General features: G+C 63.9%; 23 protein-coding genes and 1 tRNA gene. 16 read left to right on the forward strand and 8 right to left on the reverse strand.

The genetic code is table 11. The features are described from left to right. The coding region (locus V5A38_RS03640; RefSeq protein ID WP_332324390.1) for an oligopeptide/dipeptide ABC transporter ATP-binding protein at positions 1–578 on the forward strand (578 nt) is incomplete at its 5' end. 122 nt (positions 579–700) lie between these two features. Beyond that, positions 701–1,603: a proline iminopeptidase-family hydrolase gene (locus V5A38_RS03645; RefSeq protein ID WP_332324391.1), complete on the forward strand. Its 903-nt coding sequence runs from the start codon at positions 701–703 to the stop codon at positions 1,601–1,603. 37 nt (positions 1,604–1,640) lie between these two features. On the opposite strand, the gene V5A38_RS03650 is transcribed toward V5A38_RS03645, so the two are convergent. Further along, the gene (locus V5A38_RS03650; protein ID WP_332324392.1) at positions 1,641–2,300 is read right to left on the reverse strand and encodes a DUF1028 domain-containing protein; all 660 of its coding nucleotides are present in this window, start codon (positions 2,298–2,300) and stop codon (positions 1,641–1,643) included. An 88-nt stretch (positions 2,301–2,388) separates the two neighbouring features. Between V5A38_RS03650 and V5A38_RS03655 the strand changes: the two genes are divergently transcribed. The 8 genes from V5A38_RS03655 to V5A38_RS03690 all read left to right on the forward strand — a co-directional run bounded on the left by V5A38_RS03655 (position 2,389) and on the right by V5A38_RS03690 (position 12,801). Next, on the forward strand, positions 2,389–4,026 hold the full coding sequence (locus tag V5A38_RS03655) for a gamma-glutamyltransferase family protein (protein WP_332324393.1): 1,638 nt from the start codon (positions 2,389–2,391) through the stop codon (positions 4,024–4,026). A gap of 368 nt (positions 4,027–4,394) precedes the next feature. Further along, positions 4,395–6,116, forward strand: a complete 1,722-nt coding sequence (locus V5A38_RS03660; protein WP_332324394.1) for an ABC transporter substrate-binding protein — start codon at positions 4,395–4,397, stop codon at positions 6,114–6,116. Positions 6,117–6,164: 48 nt separating this feature from the next. Further along, a complete protein-coding gene (locus V5A38_RS03665; protein WP_332324395.1) occupies positions 6,165–7,115 on the forward strand; it encodes an ABC transporter permease in 951 nt (316 codons plus the stop codon). 1 nt (position 7,116) lies between these two features. After that, positions 7,117–8,127, forward strand: a complete 1,011-nt coding sequence (locus tag V5A38_RS03670) for an ABC transporter permease (RefSeq protein WP_345786270.1) — start codon at positions 7,117–7,119, stop codon at positions 8,125–8,127. Beyond that, complete coding sequence (locus V5A38_RS03675; protein WP_332324397.1) at positions 8,127–9,194, forward strand: ABC transporter ATP-binding protein; 1,068 nt, start codon at positions 8,127–8,129, stop codon at positions 9,192–9,194. The genes V5A38_RS03670 and V5A38_RS03675 overlap by 1 nt, the downstream gene beginning before the upstream one ends. After that, complete coding sequence (locus tag V5A38_RS03680; RefSeq protein ID WP_332324398.1) at positions 9,191–10,528, forward strand: oligopeptide/dipeptide ABC transporter ATP-binding protein; 1,338 nt, start codon at positions 9,191–9,193, stop codon at positions 10,526–10,528. The genes V5A38_RS03675 and V5A38_RS03680 overlap by 4 nt, the downstream gene beginning before the upstream one ends. 4 nt (positions 10,529–10,532) lie before the next feature. Further along, positions 10,533–12,224: a hypothetical protein gene (locus V5A38_RS03685; RefSeq protein ID WP_332324399.1), complete on the forward strand. Its 1,692-nt coding sequence runs from the start codon at positions 10,533–10,535 to the stop codon at positions 12,222–12,224. A 52-nt stretch (positions 12,225–12,276) separates the two neighbouring features. After that, entirely contained in the window at positions 12,277–12,801 is a 525-nt protein-coding gene (locus V5A38_RS03690) for a hypothetical protein (protein WP_332324400.1), read from the forward strand. Between the two features lie 257 nt (positions 12,802–13,058). Here V5A38_RS03690 and V5A38_RS03695 read toward each other — a convergent pair whose 3' ends face one another. Then, a complete protein-coding gene (locus tag V5A38_RS03695) occupies positions 13,059–13,871 on the reverse strand; it encodes a hypothetical protein (RefSeq protein ID WP_332324401.1) in 813 nt (270 codons plus the stop codon). Positions 13,872–14,286: 415 nt separating this feature from the next. Here V5A38_RS03695 and trmY point away from each other — a divergent pair, with 415 nt between their 5' ends. From trmY to V5A38_RS03710, 3 genes are all read left to right on the forward strand, one after another. Beyond that, on the forward strand, positions 14,287–14,883 hold the full coding sequence (gene trmY, locus V5A38_RS03700; RefSeq protein WP_332324402.1) for a tRNA (pseudouridine(54)-N(1))-methyltransferase TrmY: 597 nt from the start codon (positions 14,287–14,289) through the stop codon (positions 14,881–14,883). A gap of 76 nt (positions 14,884–14,959) precedes the next feature. Next, complete coding sequence (locus V5A38_RS03705; RefSeq protein ID WP_332324403.1) at positions 14,960–15,697, forward strand: hypothetical protein; 738 nt, start codon at positions 14,960–14,962, stop codon at positions 15,695–15,697. Between the two features lie 80 nt (positions 15,698–15,777). Next, positions 15,778–15,850 (forward strand) — tRNA-Pro (locus V5A38_RS03710). A 336-nt stretch (positions 15,851–16,186) separates the two neighbouring features. On the opposite strand, the gene V5A38_RS03715 is transcribed toward V5A38_RS03710, so the two are convergent. The 3 genes from V5A38_RS03715 to V5A38_RS03725 all read right to left on the reverse strand — a co-directional run bounded on the left by V5A38_RS03715 (position 16,187) and on the right by V5A38_RS03725 (position 18,868). After that, entirely contained in the window at positions 16,187–16,846 is a 660-nt protein-coding gene (locus V5A38_RS03715; protein WP_332324404.1) for a helix-turn-helix domain-containing protein, read from the reverse strand. Between the two features lie 191 nt (positions 16,847–17,037). Then, positions 17,038–17,718 (reverse strand): helix-turn-helix domain-containing protein, encoded by a 681-nt coding sequence (locus tag V5A38_RS03720; protein ID WP_332324405.1) that lies wholly within the window; start codon positions 17,716–17,718, stop codon positions 17,038–17,040. Between the two features lie 76 nt (positions 17,719–17,794). Further along, on the reverse strand, positions 17,795–18,868 hold the full coding sequence (locus V5A38_RS03725; protein ID WP_332324406.1) for a hypothetical protein: 1,074 nt from the start codon (positions 18,866–18,868) through the stop codon (positions 17,795–17,797). A gap of 649 nt (positions 18,869–19,517) precedes the next feature. On the opposite strand from V5A38_RS03725, the gene V5A38_RS03730 reads away from it, so the two are divergent. Continuing rightward, on the forward strand, positions 19,518–19,952 hold the full coding sequence (locus V5A38_RS03730; RefSeq protein ID WP_332324407.1) for a universal stress protein: 435 nt from the start codon (positions 19,518–19,520) through the stop codon (positions 19,950–19,952). 131 nt (positions 19,953–20,083) lie between these two features. On the opposite strand, the gene V5A38_RS03735 is transcribed toward V5A38_RS03730, so the two are convergent. Next, the gene (locus tag V5A38_RS03735; protein ID WP_332324408.1) at positions 20,084–20,233 is read right to left on the reverse strand and encodes a hypothetical protein; all 150 of its coding nucleotides are present in this window, start codon (positions 20,231–20,233) and stop codon (positions 20,084–20,086) included. Positions 20,234–20,388: 155 nt separating this feature from the next. After that, positions 20,389–20,802 carry a hypothetical protein gene (locus tag V5A38_RS03740; protein ID WP_332324409.1) on the reverse strand — a complete coding sequence of 138 codons (414 nt, stop codon included), beginning with the start codon at positions 20,800–20,802 and terminating at the stop codon, positions 20,389–20,391. 142 nt (positions 20,803–20,944) lie between these two features. On the opposite strand from V5A38_RS03740, the gene V5A38_RS03745 reads away from it, so the two are divergent. Next, on the forward strand, positions 20,945–21,514 hold the full coding sequence (locus V5A38_RS03745; protein ID WP_332324410.1) for a hypothetical protein: 570 nt from the start codon (positions 20,945–20,947) through the stop codon (positions 21,512–21,514). An 85-nt stretch (positions 21,515–21,599) separates the two neighbouring features. Beyond that, the gene (locus V5A38_RS03750) at positions 21,600–21,815 is read left to right on the forward strand and encodes a hypothetical protein (RefSeq protein ID WP_332324411.1); all 216 of its coding nucleotides are present in this window, start codon (positions 21,600–21,602) and stop codon (positions 21,813–21,815) included. 81 nt (positions 21,816–21,896) lie between these two features. On the opposite strand, the gene V5A38_RS03755 is transcribed toward V5A38_RS03750, so the two are convergent. Continuing rightward, positions 21,897–23,726 carry a BCCT family transporter gene (locus V5A38_RS03755; protein WP_332324412.1) on the reverse strand — a complete coding sequence of 610 codons (1,830 nt, stop codon included), beginning with the start codon at positions 23,724–23,726 and terminating at the stop codon, positions 21,897–21,899. Positions 23,727–24,322 lie beyond the last annotated feature (596 nt).

A 24,322-nucleotide genomic window follows, 5' to 3' on the forward strand; every position in this document is an offset into this window, starting at 1 on the left:
ACGAACTGTTCGCCGACCCGCAGCACCCCTACACCAAGTCACTGCTGTCGGCGGTGCCACGAATCGACCCGGCGGCTCGGGTCGACCGCGTGGTGCTCGAGGGGTCGGTCCCGTCCCCCATCAACCCGCCGAGCGGCTGCCGGTTCAACACGCGATGTCCGGAGGTCATCCCACCCGAAGGCTGGGCGGCCAGCCAGGAGGCGTTCCGGAAGGCGTTCTCCTTCCGGACCCGGGTGTTGAACGACGAGGTCGACGCCGACGCCATCTCCGAACGACTCGACGCGGAGGGTCGGGCGACCGACGCCGAGTCACTGGCAGACGAGATTCTTGACCAGTCCTACACCGGCGCGATCGAGGACCTACCGACCGAGGCCCGGGACACCATCCGTGAGGCGGCCGCGGCGCTCGGCGACGGCGAGGACGACCGGGCCCACAACATCGTCCGCGATAGCTTCCCGACGCCCTGCGAGCGGGACGAACCGCTGATGACGGCGACGGAGACGGGTAACCTCGCGGCGTGTCTCCGACTGAGCGACGAGACCGAATACACGCCGCTCGAACCGGTGGGAGACGACTGAGCGGTTTCACAACAGCGGTTTCGCAACCGTGGACGGCGGATGACGTCCGCATGGGCGGCCACCCCGGCCGCCGCGGTTCACCCGGAGCCAAGGTTTTAGCGGGTCCGGTCCTCCGACATGATATGGACTCACACCCCGACTACTTCTCCGAGTACGACCACGGTGAAGGAACGTTCGACGTCGAGGAGTACGAGCTCTACTACCGGCGGTTCGGCACCGGCGACGACGTGTTGCTCGCGCTTCACGGTGGTCCGGGGATGCCCCACGACTATCTCGCACCGCTGGCCCAACATGGCGGCGAGGACCTCACGGTCTACCTCTACGACCAGTTCGGTGTTGGCGGGTCTGACCGGCCGGCGCCTGGCGATTTCGACCGCTATACTGTCGATCACTACCGCGACGAAGTCGAAGCCGTCAGACAGGCCATCGACCCCGCGGGCGGGTTCTACGTCTACGGGCAGTCGTGGGGCGGGATGCTCGCACAGGAGTACGTTCTCGAGTATGGAGAGTTTGTGGACAAACTGGTGCTGGCGAACACGCTCGCTGACACCGCGACTGCCTACGAATCAATGCGTGGCGTGCTGGAGGACCTGCCGGAGGGGGACCGCGAGACCATCGAGGAATACGAGACCCGGCGAGCCTACGAGGACCCGGAGTACGAGGCGGCACTCGACGGCGCCTACCGCGAGCACGTCTGCCGGACCGAGGAGTACCCCGACCCGGTACTGAACACTTTCGAGGGTGTCAACCTGGCTGTCTACGGGCTGATGTGGGGGCCGAACGAGTACGTCCTGCTGGAGACCGCGCGGCTGCGCGAGTGGGACGTGCGGGACCGACTCGGGGAAATCGAGACGGACACGCTGGTGCTGACTGGTGCCTACGACGAGATCTCCCCGGATATCGCCCACGACATCGCGGACCGCATCCCCGGTGCCGACCTCCACGAGTTCGCTGAGAGCAGTCACATGCCGTTCTGGGAGGAGCCCAAGGAACACACAGCCGTCCTCGACATGTTCCTCGCCTAAGCCCGCTGGGTCGGCTCCAGGCCACGGCCAGGCCGGCTCAGTCGAAGATCCGCTCTTTGGACTCCTCGCTGAACCCGTCGCTGGCGTCGACGGCGGCCTCGTACACCCGGCGGAGCTCCGCGACGGGCGTCTCGTGTTCGTCGACCCGGAGGTCGTGGAACGCCGTCGTCTGGGGCGATTTGATCAGTATCGCTGCCGAGCTATGGCCGCGCTTGTCGCCGCCGGCATCGACGCCAGCCGCGAGCGCGTCGAGCAGGCGCTCGCCGATGCGGCCCTCGGCGTCCTCGAAGGTGTCGATGACCGCAGGCGGGGTCTCGGGTCCTTCGAGCATGTTCCCCGCCGCAGTGAGGCCGTCGCGGACCTCGTGGCCGCACCACTCGTCGCACTCGTCACCGGTGAAGGCGAACGTGTTGCCCCGGTAGTCGACGCCGTGGAGCTGTCGGAGCTCGCTGTGCTCGTCCTGTTCGAGCAGGCCGGGAAGCGCGTCGTCCACTGCGAGGTCCGGAAGCAGGTCGATCCCGCGGCGCCCCAGTCGGACGTTGACGAAGCTCTGGGTTGCGACGGCGCCGTCGTGGCTGACGTACGGACAGAGCGCCCCGACCGCTGGGGCGTCAGTTGCGACGGCGACGGCGAAGGCGGGGCCGTCACCCGTGTCGTGTTCCTCGGACGGAACATGTGTACAGAGTGAGAACGTCATGGCTAGACGGTGTGCTGCAGGGAGAAAAACACTACCCGTTGAGCCGCTTTGCTTGGTTACTTTACCCCTGCTCGTGGTACTGTTCGCTATGTCAGAGCCAGAGCTTGACCGATTTACGTCGCGTCGCTCGACCGCGTACGCCAACCGGGGCATGGTCGCAACCAGCCAGCCGCTGGCCTCACAGGTCGGTGTCTCCACGCTGGAGAACGGGGGGAACGCCTTCGACGCCGCCGTCGCCACCGCGGCGGCGCTCAACGTCGTCGAGCCCACCTCGACCGGACTCGGCGGCGACGTGTTCGCGCTCTACAAAACCGCCGAGGGTGAGGTCGGGGCGATGCGTTCCTGCGGAGGCGCACCCGCCGAGGCCACGCTAGAGAACGTCCGGGAGGCCGTCGCCGAGGAGGAGGACGTCGAGCCCGAGGAGGCCGAGATGCCCTCGAAGGGTCCCCACGCCGTCACCGTTCCCGGGACGGCCCGGGGCTGGGAGCTGACCGCCGAGAAGTTCGGCAACAAGTCCCTCGGCGAGCTGCTCCAGCCGGCCGTCCACTACGCCACCGAGGGCTACCCCGTCTCGGAGGTCGTCTCCGCCCAGTGGCAGCATGGCGAGGACCTCTTCGAATCCGAGCACGCCCGCGAGGCGTACCTGTTCGATGGCGAGGCGCCGAACACCGGCCAGCAGGTGACGCTCCCGCGGCTGGGCGCGTCCCTTGCTACCATCGCCGAGGAGGGCGCCGACGCGCTCTACGAGGGCGAAATCGGCGAGAAGATCGCCGCAGAGGTGCAGTCCCAGGGCGGCTTCCTCACGACCGAGGACCTGGCGGCGTTCGAGCCGGAGCTGCTCGACCCCGTCTCCACGACGTACAACGGCGCCGAAGTGTACGAGCTCCCGCCGAACAACCAGGGGCTGATCGCGCTGGAGGCGCTCAACCTGGCCGAGGAGGTCGGCGCCGCCGACTACCCGCTCGACTCGCCCGAACGCGTCCACTACTTCGCGGAGGCGCTGAAGGTCGCGTTCCACGACGGCCACCGCTACATCACCGACCCCGAGTACGAGGACCACCCGCCGCTGGCGGCGAAATCATGGGCCGAGGAGCGAGCCGAACTCATCGGCGAAGTGGCGAACCACGACGTGAGCTTCGGCGTCGAGGGGAGCAACGCCGAGGACGCCGACACCGTGTTGCTCTGTGTCGCCGACGACGAGGGGAACGTCGTCTCGTTCATCAACTCCCGGTTCGCGGGCTTCGGGTCCGGGCTCGTCGCAGGTGACACCGGTATTGCGCTGCAGAACCGGGGCTCCTCGTTCTCGCTTTCCGAGGACCACCCCAACCGCATCGCACCGGGCAAGCGTCCGTTCCACACGCTGGTGCCGGCCATCGCCGACTTCGCGCCTGACAGCGAGGCGGAGGACTGGGCCGCCTTCGGCGTGATGGGCGGGTTTATGCAGCCCCAGGGCCATCTGCAGCTCATCTCCAACATCGTGGACTACGACCTGCCGCTCCAGGCCGCACTCGACCTGCCGCGCTGGCGCTACCGGGCCGACGGCGAACTCGGCGTCGAGGAGCGGATGAACGGCGACGAGCGGCTGACCAAACTCGCCCGGAAGGGCCACGACGTCCGGGTGCTCCCGCCGGGTGCCTTCGGCGGCGCACAGATCGTCCGGAACACCGACGGGACGCTATCAGGGGCGACCGAGCCGCGAAAGGACGGCAACGCGCAGGGCTACTAACCCACTGTACCCTGCGGTCGAACTACCCGATTTTCTCCGGGGAACTTGTCGTCGAATCACCTGATTCTCTTTCCAGAAAACGCAGCTGGATTGGCTAATCTGCCCCACAGAAGCTGCAGATTTACAGACGTATTTCGCCGGCTAAGCCCCCCGTTTCACGGTACCAAGACACAATAATCACCGGCTAACTCCCGCTACGTGGCTTGGTAACATGGTGCGAATATTGCCGGGACCACAAACATGCGAGCGAAGCTCCAAAACTGCTAAATACGGCATTTCCGAGGGTAGCGGCTCTCACCCGTTTGATTGGTGAAATGAGAGCTGAACGTATCGTAATGTATATCCGTGACGGAGCACCCCGTAGAGCTATGCCACAGGGTAACTCCCGAGAACGGTTTGACGTAAGTCGCCGTACGTTGGTCAAGTCACTTGGCGTCGGCGGCGTCGCCGGCCTCGCCGGCTGCGCCGGCGGTGACGGGACCGAGACTGCAACTGACGAGCCGACGGAGACCCCAACGGACTCCACGCCGACCCCGGCTGACAAGGAGAAGGTCCAGATGGGCGGCGAGCTCGTCGCGACGTTCGGCGCCGACGTCAAGAACTTCGACCCGACCAAGCAGAACGACACCACGTCCTCGAAGGCGTTCGGGCTGGTGTACGAACCCCTGCTTGCGACGGACTTCGGTGGGAAGCCCCAGAACGTGCTTGCCACGAGCTTCGAGCAGGCCGAGGAGGACCTGACGTGGGTCGCCACGCTCCGTGAGGGCGTACAGTTCCACAACGGGAACGAGCTGACCGCCGAGGACGTGAAGGCGACCTTCGACCGCTACGAGGGGACCCCCCGTGCCGCCGACGTGACAGACTGGTACGCTTCCAGTGAGGTCACCGGCGAGTACGAGCTCACAATCAAGCTGAAAGACAAGTACGCCCCGCTCAAGTTCTCACTCGGCGGCGTGCCTATCGTCCCCAAAGAGGTCGCCGACGGCGACCTGAAGCTCACCGACAACCCAGTCGGGACCGGCCCGTACGAGTTCGTCAAGCACGAGCCGGACAGCCTGTTCCGCCTCCAGCGAAACGATGACTACTGGTTCGACGGGAGCGATAGCGAGACGATGCCGGAGAAGCCGCCCATCGAGACGGTCACCTTCCGCATCATCACCGAGCAGTCCGCACAGCTCGCAGCCCTCCAGGGCGGTGACGTCGACTTCATCAACAACGTCCCCGCGGACAGCTACGAGGAGCTGAAAGAGAACGAGGAGTTCACCGTCACCGAGCGGACGGCCGGCGGGTTCGACCTGTTCGCCTACCCGATGAGCGTCGAGCCGTTCACGAACGCGAAAGTTCGCCGCGGTATCTCGCGTCTCATCCCGCGCGGCGCCATCGTCGACACGGTGTACAAAGGCATCGGTTCGCCGGCGTACACGCCGATTTCGCCGCTGGCGGCGCAGTTCACCTCCCCCGAGTTCAACGAGCAGATGGGTGAGGAGTACACCGCCTACAACAAGCAGAAGGCCCAGGCGGAGATCCAGGCCGGCTTCGACGAGCTCGGCATCGAGGCGCCGTTCGAGACGACCATCATCACGAACCAGAACCCACAGCGCGTGAAGTGGGCGCAGCTGATTCAGGAGAGCATCAACAGCACGGAGTTCTTCGAGGCCGACCTGGAGCAGTTCGAGTGGAACACCTACGTCGGGAAGATTCTGGCCGAGGATACCCACGAAAAGAACCAGTTGATCTGTGTCGGCTGGTCCGCTGGCTGGGACCCGGACGCGTACGTCCACAACCTGTTCCACACCAAGCAGTTCACCCCTGCGTGCTGTAACTTCATGCACTACGGGAACGATGAGACCGACCAGATGATCGACGACGGGCTCCAGACCTACGACATCGAGGAGCGCAAGTCCATCTACCAGGATCTGATGGAGCGCCTGGTGAAGGACACCCCGTTAGCGTACATCCGGTTCGGGAAGGCCATGAACGCGTTCGCAAGCGAGAGCGTGAAAGGCTTCCAGACGTACCCGATCGATAGCGGTGAGTTCACGGGTGTGTTCTCGCCGTCCGCTGAGGCGTACACCTACGTCGACAAGTAAACACGGGCGACACCGTCGCATAGCCGACTATCGCCCCCTTCAGAACGAATGTCACTTCAACGATACCTAATCAAGCGACTGCTCCTGACGGTTTTCATCCTGTTCTCGGTGTCAGTGCTGACGTTTTCGCTCGTCGCACTACTGCCCGGGAACGTGGTGGATTACATCCTCCAGTTCCAGGATGTTACACCGGAGCTCCGGGCGGAGCTCTACGACCAGTACAACCTCAACGAACCGATTTGGACTCGTTATCTACTCTGGGTCACTGACGCATTACAGGGTGACTTCGGTCAGTCGCTCATCTCCGACCGGAGCGTCGGCGGCGCCATCGCCGGTCGCCTCCCCCAGACGGTGCTGCTCGGCATGCTCGGGTTCGCCATCTCCATCGGGATCGGCATCCCCGCAGGGGTCATCTCCGCAGTGAACAAGGGCAAGACGACTGACGAGGTCAGCCGCGTCGCCGCGCTGCTGGGCATTGCGACCCCGAACTTCTGGCTCGGGCTGATGCTCATTCTGGTCTTCTCCGTGGAACTCGGCTGGTTCCGGGTCATCCCCCCGGTGGATCTGCCGCTCCTGTCGTTCCCGATGCTCAAGTTCATGATCCTGCCGGCGATCACGCTCGGGACGGCGTCCGCCGCGCTGATCATGCGGCTCACGCGGTCTGCAATGGTCGAACAGCTCAACAAGGACTACGTCCGGACCGCCCGCGCGAAGGGACTGAGCGAGCGAACGGTCATCATCAAACACGTGCTCCGGAACTCGCTCATCTCGGTGGTCACCGTCGCCGCGCTCCAGATCGCCTTCATCGTCGACGGCACCGTCGTCGTCGAGCAGGTGTTCTCCTGGCCGGGTGTCGGCCGCCTGCTGATTCAGGCGATCACCCAGCGGGACTTCCCCATCATCCAGGCTGTCGTCCTGCTGGTGGCGACGACCATCGTCTTCGCCAACCTGTTCGCGGACATCATCTACTCGTGGCTCGACCCACGGATTCGCTACTGACATGACGGAACGAGACTCCACAACACAACGAGGGAGAATTCGGGTAACCGGGTTCGATGCAAGCGTGATCGAGGAGCGTGAGGGCTTCGACTGGGAGGCCGGCGAGTCAAACGTGGCTCGCGGCCGGTGGGAGCGTGCCTGGAAGCGCTTCAAGACCAACCGGACCGCACTCATCGGGCTCGCCATCATCGCCGTCATGGCCTTCTTCGCCATGTTCGCCCGACCGATCACGGTGGCGGGGATTCCGATCCAGCCGATCTCGCTCGCGCCGTACGACCCGGGAGCGTCGAACTTCGGCGCGGTGCTCGAATCGCCGTCGCTGGCCCACCCGTTTGGTACTGACTGGGCCGGGAAAGACATCTTCTCGCGCATCGTCTACGGCGGTCGCTTCAGTCTCTCGATCGGCTTCATCGCCGTCTCGCTGGCGCTGTCTGTCGGCGTGCCGCTTGGCTCCATCGCGGGCTACTACGGGGGGATCATCGACGAGATCATCATGCGGATCGTCGACATCCTCTACTCGTTCCCGTTCCTCGTGCTCGCCATCGCGCTCATCGCGGTGCTGGGCCAGGGGTTCTGGAAACTGATCCTCGCGCTGGTGCTGGTGGTCTGGATCGGCTACGCGCGTATCATCCGGGGGGAGATTCTCTCGGTCAAGGAGAACGAGTACGTGCTCGCGGCGCGCGCACTTGGGGCCCGTGACCGTTCGATCATCTTCCGCCATATCGTCCCCAACGCCATCGCGCCGGTCATCGTGCAGGCGACGCTCGGTGTCGGGACGATCGTGCTGTCGGCTGCGGCGCTCGGGTTCCTCGGACTCGGTCTGGAGCCGGGGACCTCCGAGTGGGGGAGTATGCTCTCGCAGGGTCGGGATTCGCTCATCCAGGGCAACTGGTGGGTGACGGTGTTCCCCGGCCTGGCGATCTTCCTGTTCGTACTGTCTATCAACCTCGTGGGAGACGGCATCCGCGACGCAATCGACCCACAGGGAGACCTGGGGGAGGGCCGACGATAATGGCATTACTCGAAGTCGAAAACTTAGAGACGAACTTCTACACGGAGGAGGGTGTCGTGAAAGCGGTCAACGACGTCTCCTACGAGATCGAGGCCGGCGAACGCTTCGGCGTCGTCGGCGAGTCCGGCGCGGGGAAGTCGGTAACCAGCCTCTCGGTCATGGGGCTCATCGAGAACCCGGGCCGAATCGACGGCGGCGAGATCCGCTTCAAAGGGGAGAACCTGCTGGAGGTAAGCGAGGAGCGCCTCCAGGAGATCCGTGGCGGGGAGATCGCGATGATCTTCCAGGAGCCCCAGTCGGCGCTCAACCCCGTCTACACCGTTGGCGAGCAGATCGCCGAGGCCATCCGGACCCACATGGATCTGGAGGACGAGGCGGTCAGAGAGCGGGCCATCGATATGCTTCGCCGGGTTGGCATCCCCGACCCAGAGGAGCGCTACCACAACTACCCTCACCAGTTCAGCGGTGGGATGCAGCAGCGTGCGGTCATCGCCATCGCGCTCTCCTGTGACCCGGAGCTCATCGTCGCCGACGAGCCGACGACGGCGCTCGACGTCACGATCGAGGCACAGATTCTCGAACTGCTGGAGGAGCTCTCCGAGGAGTTCGGCGTGGCCATCCAGCTCATCACCCACGACCTCGGCGTCGTCGCCGAGATCTGTAACCGCGTGATGGTGATGTACGCCGGGAAGGCCGTCGAGAAGGCGCCGGTCGAGGAGCTCTACTACGACCCCAAACACCCCTACACGGTTGGGCTGATGGGCTCTATTCCGCGCATCGGCGACGGCCGAGAGCGACTGGACACGATTCCGGGCTCGATGCCGGACCTGGTCCAGCTTCCGCCCGGCTGTAGCTTCCACCCGCGCTGTCCGTACGCCGAGGAGGCGTGTACGCAGCGCGAACCGCCGCTCGTCGACGTCGAGACCGGCACCCCCGTCGAGGGGCTGAACGGCAGCGAACACACCGCTGCCTGTCTGGAGTACACCGGCGAGCTCCAGGGTGAACTCGACTTCCACGTCGAAGTTGACGAGAACCGCGACGCCGGACACGAGGGGGCAGACACATGAGCACTGGAGCAAGCGAAGAGCGACAGGGTGCACCGACGGACGACGACGTGCTCGTCCGCGCAGACGACCTTGTGAAGTACTACCCGTCCGAGGAGGGGTTCCTCGACCGGCTCCTGGGCGAGCAGGAGTGGGTCAAAGCCGTCGACGGTGTCGACCTCGACATCCGCGAGGGCGAGACGGTCGGACTCGTCGGCGAGTCCGGCTGTGGGAAATCCACGTTCGGCCGGAGCGTCCTCCAGCTCGAGGACGTGACCGACGGCTCGATCTACTACGACGGGGAGGACCTCACGGAGCTCTCCGAGAGCGAGATGCAGGAGTACCGCACTGAGGTCCAGATGATCTTCCAGAACCCATTCGCCTCGCTCAACCCCAAGCTCACCATCTCCGACATCGTCGGGGAAGCGCTCGACATCCACGGGCTCGCGAGCGGGCAGGAGCGCGAGGAGCGCGTCGAGGAGCTGCTGGAGACCGTCGGTCTGCAGGCGAGCCACGCCTCGCGCTACCCTCACGAGTTCTCGGGTGGCCAGCGCCAGCGGATCGGCATCGCCCGCGCGCTCGCGGTCGACCCGGACTTCATCGTCTGTGACGAGCCGGTGAGCGCACTGGACGTGAGCGTCCAGGCGCAGATCCTGAACCTGCTGGAGGACCTCCAGGAGGAGTTCGGGCTCTCGTACCTGTTCATCGCCCACGACCTGAGCGTCGTCGAGCACATCTGTGACCGCATCGCGGTGATGTATCTCGGCGAGATCGTCGAGATGGGGACCCCCGAGGAGCTGTTTAGCGAGCCCCAGCATCCCTACACGGAGGCGCTGCTCTCGGCGATTCCCGAGCCCGACCCGCTCTGGGAGGGCGACCGCATCATCCTGCGCGGGAACGTCCCCTCGCCGATCGACCCGCCGGCGGGCTGTACGTTCCACACGCGCTGTCCCCACATCATCCCGCCCGAGGGCATGGAGATCGGGCAGACGATCTACCGCGATATCGTGGACCTGCGGAAAGCCATCGAGGAGCGCTCGTTCACCGCGGAGCAGGCGATCGAACACGAGGAAGCCGGCACCGGTGACATCGACCGCGACGCGATGGTCGAGGAAGTGCTCGGCCAGCGCTTCGAGGAGAAGCCGACCGGCGAACACCGCGAACGGGTCGGCACCGCGATCGAGTACGCGCTCGATGCGGAGCTCGACCGCGCCGAAGAGACGCTCCGCCAGCACTACGAGAGCGTCTGTGAGCGGGTGAGCCCAACGCTGCCCGACGACGTGGAGAACCCGAAGTCCTGCCACCGCTACGACCAGCCGGCAGAGATCGAGCAAGCAGTGACCGACGCCGGGTTCTGAGTCGGTGAGCTCGCTCTCTCGTCTCCCCCCCGCGGCGGTCGTCGGTATCACGTTCGTTCTCGTCGTCCAGTTTGCCTTCACCGGAGTCGGGCTCGAGATCGGCCCCCACTGGTCCGAGCCGGCCGAAATCGAGACGGCGGCTGGACCGACCGGCGAACTGGTCGACGTCGCAGCGACCGCAAATGGGGACGCACCCGGGTCGACAACCGCCGCGAACGACGGGCGTATCGCGTGGATCGTCGCCGAGGCGGGCCAGTACGAACTCCGGATCGCCAACGTTAGCTCACGGGATGGTACCCTCGCTGTCGGCGATCCGCGAACGCTCGCCAGCGCCGACGCAGAACTCGAGAGCGTCGCCATCGCCCAGCGGAACGGCACGACTGCGGTCGTCTGGAAGCGCAGTGACGCTGACCAGGTGGCACTCGCCGTCGACGACGGCGGGGCTGTGCGCGAGCCACGAACGGTCTCCACGAACGACTCGATTCGGGTGAACAACCCCTCTGTCGCGCTCGTCGACGGCACACCCATCGTCGCCTATCAGGAGTACGCACAGTCCACGGGCTCGTGGCGTGGCGTGCTCGCGACGGTTTCGGCGACCGTCAGCTACAGTCGATTCGGTGACGGCATCGGTCCCGAGTCGGTCTCGCCAGCCGTGAGTGCCAGCCCGAACGGCGCCGTCGTCGCCTGGGTCGACACGGACGAGGCGCTCGCGAAGACAGCGCCAGTCTCGCCGAACCGGAACGCCGACGGCGGATACGTCGCCGGCGAGCCGACAGTCGTCGACGACTCCCGAACTCTCCGCTCGATGAGCGGGACTGGCCAACTCGCGGAGGTACGAGTGGCTGCCAGTGCGGAGGGGGCGGTACTGCTCTGGACCGATCTCGGGAAGGTGTCTGCGGTCCGTCTGAATACCGACGGGGCGCCTGCCGCCGAGCCGACAGCGCTCGGTAGCGGTCAGAACCCTGGACTCGGCGCCGCCGACGGGCGCTGGCTGGCGACGACGCTGGTGAGCCATCGTTCGAGCGGTATCGACGTGCGCTACAGCCTCGCCCGCGGGAATGACCTCGAAACCGGCCCGCTCTCGCGGCTCCCGTCGACGGCCGTGAAGGCCGACGCCACGTTCGCACCTGACCCCGTGGTCGCCTGGACCGAATCCAGCAACGAGAAGCGACTGCTGGTGAGCGCCTACCAGCCCGAGGGACAGTCGGGGCCGCTGCAGCGGCTGGGAGCGAACCCGACCCGATTTTTCTTCCTCGGGCTGAGCGCGCTGGCCATCGGCGGCGTCACGCTGCCGATGATGCCGTGGGTGGCAGGCCCGCTGCTCGCGGGCTTTTTCGCCACGACGCGGCTGGCGCTTGGTCCCATCACCCGGGTCGGACGCCGCCTCGCGGCGCTTGGCGGCCGTGAGGTCACCACCGCGGAGCTCCGGAAGGGGATTCAGTCGCTGCCGGGCTGGCAGCCCGCGCTGCTCTTTGCCGTCGTCGATACGGCGCTACTCGTTGGAGTGCTCGGCGGCGGCGAGAGCATCGCCGGCATCCAGTTCGCGTACCCGGTCGGCGTGAGCGCGCTCGCCCTGCCGGCTACCGGCGCTCTCGCTGCCCTGTTCGATATGGACTCGCCGTGGAAGCTGGCGGGGCTGTTCGGCTATCTCCAGACGGTCGGCCTCTGGCTGACGGCGCTGCCGTCGTTTCTCTGAGGCCGTCGACGTCGACCCGCCTGCTTTTACCCATCCACCGCCTGGTCCGGATATGCGCCGTATCTACGAGTCGGAGGCGCTCAGCCGTGACGACGACACTCCGTTCGTGCCTGGCGAGGAGGGGAAGGGGCGCCAGTACCGCTCGATCAACTGGGAGAACGCGAGCCACGCGCTCGTCCCCCAGTGGGTTCGGCCGTTGGCCATCGACGTCTCCATCGAGACGAACCAAACGCATTACCACCACGAGGAGCCAGTGGCGTTCCGCGTCGAGTTCCGCAACCGGCTCCCGATCCCGATTTCGCTATCGACGCTCTCGCCTGTGCGGTGGACGTGGGCTCTCGACGACATCGAGGAGGCCTCGCACGTCGAGCGTCCCGTTCCGGACGAGGGGTCGACGTTCCAGTTCGACCGCGCCGAGCGCAAGCGGTTCACCCGCCAGTGGAGCCAGCAGTTCCGCGAATCGAAATCCGAGTGGGAGGTCGCCGAGCCCGGCGAGCACACGGTTTCGGTCCAGGTGAATACGGACCGCGGCGTCGAACGGCTCAGCGATAGCGCGACGTTCGTTATCGAAGAATAGGGCGGGACGTTCTCGAGAATCCCCCGAGCAGTCCGGACCATTTGTCAGCCTCTCGCCCGTAACTGGCTCGGCGGTTCTCGCGATATCGCTTCGGTCGCTGTCGCAGTCCCATTCGTCCGCTGTTGAGTGTCGGTTCCCGCGGTTCGGTTCTTCGCCGTCTCCAGCCACTCTGGCGGCGTGTCCGGGACACTTCCATTGCCCACGGCGACGTACTTCAGGTGGAACTCCGCCCACACTCGATCCTCGGGGTTGTCGAGTCACGGGAGCGTATAGCCCGCCGAAAGCGACCGGACGAACCCTGCGGATTCGACCACTGCGGTGGCCCGGTAATTCGCAACGTCACCGCGGATCCTCGGGTTACCTGTCGCAACGACGCGGTAGGTGCGGCAGTCACCGGTGTCCGTGGATTCCGTACAGTGAATCCTGGAGGTGTCGGTCCCGAGGAACTGTCGGATGTAGAGATTCACCGATGCGACCCGGTCCGTGAACGAGAACAACGCCCGCTCTCGCGTGGAGTTTACCTCGGCGGCCGTCAGCCGACGATAGTGAACGCCGAACGGCGCATCGACACGCCAGAACTTGGTCGTCTCGTTCGCATACACCTGTAGGATCAGTTCTTCCTGCCCGCTCGAGTTGTCGGAACTGGGGTTTCGGATGGGTGTCCAGACGGTCACGGTCTCTCCGTCCGGGAGGGTACGGTTCCGGGTGCGGAAGCCGTGCGGCGCGACTCCATGCCGCCGGTAGCTGTAGCGGGAGTCGTTTTCGACGTACACCGTGGTGTTCCAGGCCGAAAGCCCACGCATGAACGCGGCGTGCTGGGGCCCACTCGCGGCAATCCGATACGTGCGTGAGTTGTTCTCGAGGAACCGGTAGTGCACGTACGAGAGTTGCCTGGCATCCTCGACGCCGTCCGCGCCGAGGCCGGATGGGTAGGTTTTCTCGCCCCCGAGAGCCCCGACACTGCCGGGGGTGTACGTGCGGTTCGGCTCCGGAAGCGCACTCTGCGGGTCGGCGTCCGGAACGAGCCCAGTCCCCACCACCAGGGCGATAATGACGAGTAGTACGGTCACGACGACACTCGCCTGTTGGGCCGTCAGGGCGGGCGTCGACGGACGGAAACCCAGGGACGTCCCCATCCCGTGTTGCGACGATGGAGCCGTCGTCGATGTGAGTATTCCACCCCCGTAATGCGTAGAGGGAAGCGACGAACTCCCGTCGAGTCTCGGCGTCGAGTCGCCCGAAGAGTGCCGGGAACGACTCGTCGCGACCAGGGCGCATCAGTGTTCTTCGAACGGCACGACACTAAACTCCTTCCCGAACGACACGAACTCCCAGAAAGAGGCGAGCAGCCGCGTGGGGTGGAACCCTTCTGGGCCCTGGCAACGCGCCGGGCGCCGGTCACGTAATCCGTTGTCCCCGCTTCCAGGGGCCGTCGGCAGCGAATCGCACCGAAACCGGTTAGCGCACGCCGGCTCGAGCCTCTATATGCGCCAGTTCCTCGTCATCGGTCACGACGTACCGACTGAGCCGTCGTTCTCCCTCGACGACATCGCCGGCGGCGCCGGCCGTCTCGACGTGCTGTGTCGCTGTGTCAACGCCGCCTTCTTCCTCTCACACGATATTCGGGAGAACGTTCGGGTCCATCTCGTGCTCGCCGACGAGTACACCGTCCGGTTCGAGGGCGCCTCGCTTCGCCGACTCAACCCTGACGAGCGCTCGACGGCCGCGCTAATTCGCGAGGCGCTCGAACAGCGGGAGGAGGCCATCGGTCACCAGCCCGTCGAGACCAGTCCCGGCGTCTCGCTCTATCGGATTGGGTTCGAGGCGACGCTCTCGGCGGCGAGCCGGGGGTCGACAGTGGTCCAGCTCCACGAGGACGGTGAGCCACTGGTCGACGCCGAACTGCCCGATGAGCCGCTGTTCGTGCTCTCGGACCACCACGATTTCACCGATGCCGAGCGCGAGCGTCTCGATGATGCCGCGGACCGCCGCGTCCGGGTTGGCCCGAAACGACTCCATGCCGACCACACCATCACGGTGACGCATAACTATCTCGACACGGGCGGATTCACCACGTACTGAGTCGGAGATATCAGTCGGTATTAGAAACAGACACACTGTCGTTGGGTTTATTAGATATCCGTCTCGACCCATCCGTATGTCGTTAAACATCGGTGACACCATCTCAACAGGCGCCGAGAAGCTGACGACGACAGCGGGGCTCCAGCTCGGGGCGCTCTACGTTATCGCGGTCCTGCTCACGGGCATCGGTTCCCAAACGATCAGCACGGCACTCGCGCCGAGCATGTCCCAGCCCAGTGGGCCGGCGTTGGCGCTTCCCATCGGCGCCGCTGGTGGGGTTGTGCTGCTGCTCGTTGGCCTCATCCTCAGCGCCGTGCTGACGGTGGTAGTGCTTCGGACAGTCGCACACGAAACTGCTGAACTCGACGCGATCCCCGCCGGTGTGACCAAGGCGCTGCCCACGACGGTGCTGTTTCTCATCATCGCCGGCATCATTCAGGGGATTCTGATCGGGATCGGCTTCGTATTGCTCATCGTCCCGGGGCTGTTCCTACTGGTGAGCCTCTACTTCACACAGGTGTACATCGCCGTCGAGGGGGAGGGACCGCTCGAGGCGCTCTCTTCGAGTTGGGGGCTCTCGAAAGGCGACCGGCTCCCGATTTTCGGGCTGGTAGTCATTCTCGCCGTTATCGGCTTCCTTGGCACGATTGTGGGGGAGGTCGTCGGCATCGCAAGTCCGCTGCTCGGCACGCTACTGTCGCTTGCCGTCTCGGGGTTCCTGACCATCTTCACCTCCGCGGCGTTGGTCGACGCCTACGACCAGCTCAGCTCCGAACAGGAGTCACAGGAGGACCTGCTGCAGCAGCCCGAGTAGCGCGACATCATCGCTTCGTCGGCCTGTTAAAGCGGGCAGATGGTAACCCTTAACCCCGCTGCAGGCCATTGGGTGCATGCGGGCCGGTGGGGTAGCTTGGTATCCTTCGGCCTTCGGGTGGCCGTAACCGCGATTCGAATTCGCGCCGGCCCACTTCTCCCGCATTCTCCTGAAACGTGAGGACAATCCCTGTACAGCTTCCGGTCCGGGATGCCAGTCACCGGTTTCGTCGGAGTGAGTCGAATTGATCCACGTTGTGGATTGCGCTGTCGGGCCTCATAGTGATTACTGCGAGTCTGTCCCGCCGTGACCATCCGTGTCGGTGATGGGAGCCCCTGACCCGGCGGCTTTCGACACCGTCGATGCAACTATTCGCCGTAATCAGTATCACTCTTCTCCAGTCGTCACCGTCGAGGGGGAGGCAGGGTGGGGAGCCCTCGCACTGTGACTGTCCTCCGTCACCGACGGCACTCTGTTGAACCGGGCGAACTAGTCGTCGGTTTCGTTTTCGACCAGCACCTCCTCGATGAGCCGGGCGGAGCCACGTCTGAGCCGGCCGCTGACCGCAGTCGAAGAAATGTCAAGCGTCGACGCGAGTTCCTCAAGCATCGTGTTCCGTGGGTAGTCGTAGTAGCCTTGGACGTACGCACTCACCAGTGCCTCGCGCTGTGATTCGGTCAGTCCGTACCCCTGCAGTTCGTCCCGTTCGTCGTTCTGATGCAGTTCGAGCAGGTCGAGGTGGATACCGTGCTCCTCGGCGTACTCGTTGAGCGAGAACACGTCATCGTGGTCCTGCAACTGCAGGTGGATCAACCACCCGTTCGTATAACTCCGCGCTTCGAGGGTGAGGCCACCGACTTCGACGACTCCGGGAGTGATGAGCGTCACTTCGTCGCTGTACTCGATGCTGCACGTTTTTCGCTTCCCGGTTTCGAGAATGACCGAGTAGTCGGCGACCGTGTGGTCTTCCGAGAGGGCTTGCTCGACGGCGTCGAAATCCGACGCTTCGATCCAGAAGATGTACACGTCATGCTCCGGGTCGGTAGCCGCGTTCGAGAAGACGCCGAGTTCGACCTCGGGGAGGGTGCGGATGGTCGGAACGAGCGGGAGGTCCGGGTGCTCCACGTACATCTTCATCGCTATGACCATCGGTCACCCACCTCGTAGCGGGCAAGAGCCAGAACACGTTGTCGTCGACCCCGGACACATTTGACGGGAGTTACTCACATGGTCTAGAAGGAAGCGTCTAACGTCTTTCGGTGAGGAGCTGCGCGCACCGGCCGGCGCACGTCCCCGGTCCAGCATTCCTGGCTCGGTTTCCGGGGCATCCGGCGGGGTCGCTACTTACTGCTGTCGCCCACGACCAGTGTCTTCCCGATCAGGGACTTCATCCCGCGCCTGAGCCGCCTGGCAGCTGCCCCCGACGAGAGATCTAGCCGCTCGGCTAGTTCCTCGAGGGACATCTCCCGTGGCTCGGTGAAGTACCCCCCCTCTAGTGCCGTCACGAGCGCCTCACGCTGTTGGTCCGTGAGCAGGTCAGCTTCCAGCAAGGTCGGAATCGACTCACCGCGTTGACGGAAATCGAGCACCGTGAACTCGAACCCGTTTTCGCGGGCGTACTGCCAGATTTGGCGGAGCGTCTCCCCATCGGGAAGCAACCAGCGTTCGTGCCACCCGCGCACGCCCTCGGCGACGGCCGCCCCTTGGGCCTTGATGACGAACCCCTCCTCGCTCGTAACCTTCGGATTGAGGAGCACCGTTTCCGGGGTGATCTCTATTCCAAGCAGCCGCTGGTCCTCGAATCCCCGCATCGGTTCGATGCTCGTGACGGACGGATCGGTCTCCAGAACCGCTTTGATTTCGTCGAGAGCCGTTCCCTCGAATCGCATGAGGTAGACGTTGTGTTCCGGGTCCGTTCCGGCGTCCTGAACGACCGTAACGTCCACGTCGGGCAGCGTGTTGAGCGTCTCGGCGAGCGCGCCGCGTTCGTGGGCGAACTGGACTTCGGTGATTATCGCCAACTGTATCCCCTCCGTACTCGGTTCCCCGGCTTGCTCTCCAGCCAGCCGGTTACGTCTGTCGCCGCTGGGGGCGGTGTCATCCTGAATTGATTTCTCGTCGGAGACTCTCGATAACTGTCTCCCGGCTGGCTTCCCGCTTCCCCTTCTTCGAGAGCCGACCGACCACGTGGTGGATCAGGCCGGTCTGGCGTAGCAGCGAGAGCGACTCGTCTCGGTCGATTCCGAACTCCGTTTGCACCTCGTAGAGGGTGTTCGCCCGTTGCACCGTGTCGATGAGGGCGTCGACGCTGACGTCCTCCGGAAGACCGATGCCGTCGGCAATCACGTCCGGCGTCTCGATGTCGTCACCGGTCTCCAGCAACTCACCCTCGAACTCATCGTCACCCGTCTCCACTGACTCCACTTCCGATGCATCGTCCCCCGTGGTGTCATAGGTGTTTGGCTCGTGGATGCCGTGGCTAATCATGTACCGACGAACCGTTTCGGCGGTGATGTCCATCTCCAGGGCGTCCCGCATCTCGGCGAACGTATCATAGGACTCGTAGATCTCCCGGAGGAGTTCAGGGTTCCTGAACGGAGGGACATCCCGTGTCCCCGTAACCTGCTCCTCGTCCTCCGTTCCCTTCCTGTCCGAACCGTCTCCCTCCGCAGCAGTCCCTCCGTCCGCATTCTCCGTACCGTCGCCGCGTCCCGCCTGCCCTTCCACCCCCGCAACGTCGCCCATCTTCGCCGTGGTCGCAACCCCGTCGACATCCGTAGTGTCATCGGCCACCCCTGTCTCGTCGGTCGAACTGCCATCCGCTATCGTCGTCGACGCCGTCAGGGTGACCGAGACCGTTCCGTCGGACTCGAACGTGGCATCCGAGAATTCGAGGTCGACGCCATCAGGCCGCTCAAGAACGAGCGAATCCGCTGGCTCGAAGGTCAGTTGGATCTCACCGTAGTCGCCGACGTTCGCCCCGACCAAGGACATGCCCATTTCGTCCGCGTCGGCTGGACACGTCGAGAACTTCAGGTCGATGTCAGCGGCCACCCCGGAGGCGGAACTCGACCCCGAGATCTCGGTAAAGTTGACGGGTTCGACGCCACGTCGATGCTCACACGTCTCGAGAAACCGACCCAGCTCTTGGACCTTGCTACCGAGTGACATGGCTGGTGTCTTCAAGCTTAGGTTAGAGAACGTATTAAAACAGGTGATGAATAACCACCGCTTTTATAAGTACAGCTAAACCGGCCTCGCAGGATATCGAGGTACTATGTCGAGCAACGAACCGAATTGTCTCCAACCTGCCAGAACCCGTCACTGACTCGCTGCCGCAGCCCTGACGGGGCACTATGGCGGGATGACCCAGTCCTCGCTGACGGGCAGTCCAACAGACTCCGCCGACTCCGTGTAAGGGGTCAATACGGAATTGTTTTTGCGATTCAGAAACCATACTTCGAGATGTTTAAAACCTAGAGGGTCGAACAGGCAAACACATGGCAGCTACGGAAAGCCACAATGTCAATACAGAAGAACAACGCGCGGCCAAGTACTACCTACCCGCAACCGCCGGATTGTCGAGCGAACCTGGTCCGGTGGAGCGCCTGCTGAAGAGGGTCTTCAAGCGTCGCGGCGAGATTCCGGCGTCCGTTCTTCGTCGGAACCGCTAACCGCAAACCCAGGTCCAGCCGCGGACCGGACTCTGTCTCGGTTTTCGAATCCGACTCGGATATTATCTGTCAGGTGAACGATATTCTTACAGCCCCAGAACCATCACCGATTTTTATTACGGTTACCATACAAATAGGGGACGACAATGTACGAAAACATACTCATACCAGTCGATGGGTCCGACGAAGCCGAGAAAGGCATCAAACACGGTATCGAACTCGCGGCGGCCGTCGGCGCGACTGTCCACGGGTTGTACGTGATCGAGGAAGGTGGCAACCCCTGGCTGAACGAACCGATGGACGACCAGATGGACTCGGCCCGGGAGTACGGCAACGATATCACCGGTTCGGTCGCCGACCGGGCCGCGGACGCCGGTGTCGAGAGCGTCACTGCCGTCGAAGTCGGGACGGACGTGGCCAAGAAAATTAACGAGTACGCCGTCGAGGAGGGCAACGATGTCATCGTCATGGGGTCGGGCTACAAGGGCAAAATCGGATCGCTACTGGGAAGTACCGCCGAAAAAGTCCTCCGGTCCTCGGAAATCCCGGTGATTACGCTCAGACGCACCCAGGACAGCTAAACGGGTTGCGGTGCCGATACTCCACCTGTTGTTAGCCACGACACGACCCTCGACGCCGGGTCGACGAATGCACCCGGCGACCGGGTGCCGATTCATCCAGCGACCGCCCCGGCGTAACCTCTGGACGGCGGTTATGCCCGTGTTTCTCGCAGATAGATAGTCATCGTGACAAGCAGGAAGCAGAGCCCGGCGAAGAGGTGCTCGCCGAGGACGAAACTCACCAGCCCCGATAGTACGAACACCACGGTGAGAACAGCCAGTAACGTCGTCAACGTAGTCACAGCTGGTTCTGTCGGTCGATTCAACCTGGAACCACATATATATTGGCCACGGGGAGCCAACTGCGGTCGGCTCGTGACGACGAGCGAGGGTAACAGACTGTCCGGCCTCGTACTCACGACGGCCGGACGTCGTCACGGGGACCACACCGCACGGCTCAGAACCAGTGGTCGAGATCCCAGTGATACTGACAGCTTGGACAACTCGCCCATTCGGGGCCGTCGAACACCTTCGGATGGCGGCGTCCGTGTTTCATTTCGGACTCGCACCGGGGACAGGTCATCCGTACGAGTTCGAGGTCGTCGGTCGTCCACTGGTCGAACGTCCGGTAGCACTTGGGGCAGTCGGCGTCGCTGAGTGGTTGTTGCTGGTGGATGTCGGCGTCACAGTTCGGACACCGGAAAACGGCCGGGGGCCGGAACCGTTCCCCCTGGACGCTGTCGACGGTCGTCGTCTGCGCCTCGGGGACCGAGAGCGTGAACTGGCTTATTTGTTCGTCAGCTCTCAGCGGGTTGACCAGCCGCTCCAGGATATCACGGCCGACGCGGTAAATCGCCTCAAAAGGGGCCATCGTGTGACCATTAGGACCACACGAAAATAAGGGCCACGGGAGTTCATATCGTAAGAATAATATGTAATCCCTATTGATAACTTGAGGTTCCGGTGGCATCGAGGCGACAGGTATTCGGAGGCCCGTCGGATACAGTGACCCAATGCAGATACCGTCGGCGCGTCTGGCTACCGAGGTGGGTGGCGCGGTCCAACTACAGGCAGTGGACCCTGCGACCGTCTTCGACCTCGCGGGGCCGGTCCGAGCGTCGGCCATGTTCGTGTTCGTCTTACTGGTCGGTAGCGTTCTCCTCTGGCGCCACAAGGGGTTCGTCGAGTACTCGACCACAGCCACGCTCTCAGATCCCCTGAGGACGATTGGGTACGGTATCGCGACGCATGCGGTACTCGTATTCGCAGCGCTCTACCTCGGCAGCCAGCTCGCGCTGGTCGACGTCGCCGGCGTGAACTTCGGTACTGTGGGCCTCCTGCTGGGAGGAGTCCTCCTCGGGGTGACCGGGTCGGTTGGGTTCACCGTTGTCGGCATCGCCATCGTCGATGTCTGGGGCGAGGCGGCCGGCTGGTCCGGGGTAGCGCTTGGGGCACTGTTGGCTGGTGGTGTCGCGGGCCTCGAACCGCTGGTCGCCGGGGTTGTCTGGGTCGGACTCGTCTCGTTCGGTATCGGTGGTGCGGTCAGGGACTGGCTCCGGGCGTCGGCTAGGGCCGATATCTGACCGGTGGTGCTCTCCAGTGGGAAACCCGTCCAGCGACGGACTGGGGTGTGCGAGTGGGTAACACTCATTCCGTTGGAGGCCGTCCATGGACGTAGTGATGATGGGTATCGTACTCCAGCTGGGTCTTCCGGACCTCGTCCCGAAGCTAGTCTCACTCGCGGGAACGATCGTGCTGGCACTCGCGCTCGCCGCGCTCGCCGGAATGGTCTACCAGCACCTGACCGGGGGCATCGAGTGGCCCGACGACGAACAGGAAGAAGAGCTCAGTCGGGACGGCGACGACGAATGGGACTACTACTGACGGTTGCCCCGGGTTCAGACCGGTAGCGAAGCGAAAGCGCGGCGCTGTTGGGGTGAAAGAGTGAGAAACGAAGGGGAGTCGCTACTCACCCGAATCCGCGCCCTCGCTGACGTCGGTGACGACGTCGCCACCACTACGATCGATTTCGACTTCCCCTTCGCCGCTAATCTCGCTGACGCGCTCGCGGAACTCTTCGGACTGCAGGATCTCGTACTCCGAGTCGAGACCCAGATACACCGTGTACACCATCACCAGCAGGATGATGGCGAACGGGAGTCCTGTGGCGACGGACGCGGCCCGCAGTGCGGACAGGCCGCCGCCGACCAGTAGGGTCGCCGCGACGACGCCCTCGGTTACCGCCCAGAAGATACGCTGGGCACGGGGCACGTCGTGCTTGCCGCCGGAGGTCAGGTGGTCGACGACCAGCGACCCGGAGTCCGACGACGTGACGAAGAACGTCGTGACGAGCAGGACCGCCACGAGCGACGTGACCGTCGAGAGGGGGAACTGTTCCAGCATCGCGAACATCGCAAAGGCGTTCCCCTGGTCGTAGACGATGCCGTAGATGCCCGCGCCCATGTTCATCTGGGCGAACAGCGCCGAGCCACCGAAGGCGCCCATCCAGATGAACGAGAACGCCGTCGGGATGAGCAGTACGCCAAGGACCATCTGGCGGACCGTCCGGCCGCGCGAGATGCGGGCGATGAACAGCCCGACGAACGGCGACCACGCGATCCACCAGCCCCAGTAGAACACTGTCCAGAGTGCGGCCCAGCCTGCGTATCCGCCTGCGGACTCAGCGGGGATGAACTGGCCCGTGAAGAACGCCATCTCCAGGAAGTTGTTGAGGTAGATGCCGACCGCATGGAGCGTCGAGTCCAAGATGTAGATGGTCGGCCCCACGAAGAGCATGAAGGCCAGGAAGGTCACCATGATGTAGACGTTAATGGTGCTGAGGCGCTTGACACCCCCCTCCAGGCCCGCCGCGACGGAGACGACCGCTATCGAGGTGATGATGGCGATGATGACTACTTGCACCAACTCGCCTTGCGGGACGAGGCTGCTACCGGCCAGCGTCTGGGTCGTTCTGCCGAGGCCGGCGTTGATCTGCTGTGCGCCCAGCCCCAGCGACGTCCCAAGCCCGAAGATGGTGGCGAACACCGTCACGAGGTCGATGACGTGACCCCACCAGCCGTAGATGCGGTCGCCCAACAGCGGGTAGAACACCGACCGGAACGTCAGTGGGAGCCCGCGGTTGAACGAGAAGAACCCGAGGCCGAGGGCGACGATGCCGTACACTGCCCACGGGTGGAATCCCCAGTGGAAGAACGTCGTCGCCAATGCGGCCCCCGCGGCTTCTGGGCCACCCGGCGCGACGCTCGCGAAGATGTTCGTCCCGTCACCGTGGTGGTACATCGGCTCCGCGACGCTCCAGAACATCAGGCCGATGCCCATACCGGCACTGAACAGCATGGCCATCCACGAGAACGTGCTGAACTCGGGGTCGGCCTCGACACCGCCGAGCCGTATTTTGCCGTACTTGCTGATGGCGAAGTACACCAACGCGGCGATGAACACGTTGACCGCGCCGATGTACAGCCAGCCGAAGTTGTTGTTGATTTCGCTGAGCAACGTCTCGAAGGCGTTCGTCGAGGTCATCGTGACCGTGCCACCGTCTGGCCCGGCCATCGTCCACCCGAGCGCGCCCGCAATGGGCTCGAACGCCAACGTTATCGCCACGAATAAAAAGATCATCACGAGGGCCGCGGGGAACACGACGGGGTGGACGTCGAACCCGTACCTTTCGATGTTCGTGTCCCCCGGTTCCCGGTCGGACTCGGGGTGGAACAGTTCCACCTGCAGTCCCTCCGACGTCTCGCCGACAGTCTCTTCGCCAGCGTCGTCAGTCATGGGTCACCTCCGGTGATATCTGGCATCCGATACACAGTCCGTTCGATACGTCGTCTTCGTGTCATTGGTACAGTGTGGTCTGCCGTCTCCGTTTGTTCGTTGTTGGGTCTGTGGCCACGTCGGTCACCTTCCCGAACCCTTCTGTGGTAGTCGTCGGTTGGTATCCGTGCCTGCGCTGAGCTAACTGAATTCCGCGGTGTGTTACCTGTTTGGTAGACTCTTTGGCATGCAATAGCCTAGCATAGTCCTTCTATTCACTACTCTTAAAATTTTCTAATAGTTGATTTGTTGACTATTAGAGCGAAAACCCGTCCGATTCCCTGTGGTCGGCTCAGCACGACCAATCTGCCCGCCGTACGTCCACCTCACTCGGATGAGACCGGTCTGGCAGTTCGATATCGTGACCTAACAAGACGGTCACGATTACACGTCGGGACTCTCCAGTCTGCGATTTAAAACACTTCCACGAGCCGACATGTATTGTTTCGCTGGCGTCTCACCACGCCTGCTTAGCAGGGACGCCATGGCTCACCGAACCCCACGGAGTCCATTCCCGTCAGGAGTCCTGCCCCGGTTGCGACTACGCGCTTCGTGTG

This window comes from Halolamina sp. (assembly GCF_036626355.1).
Taxonomy (GTDB): Archaea; Halobacteriota; Halobacteria; order Halobacteriales; family Haloferacaceae; genus Halolamina.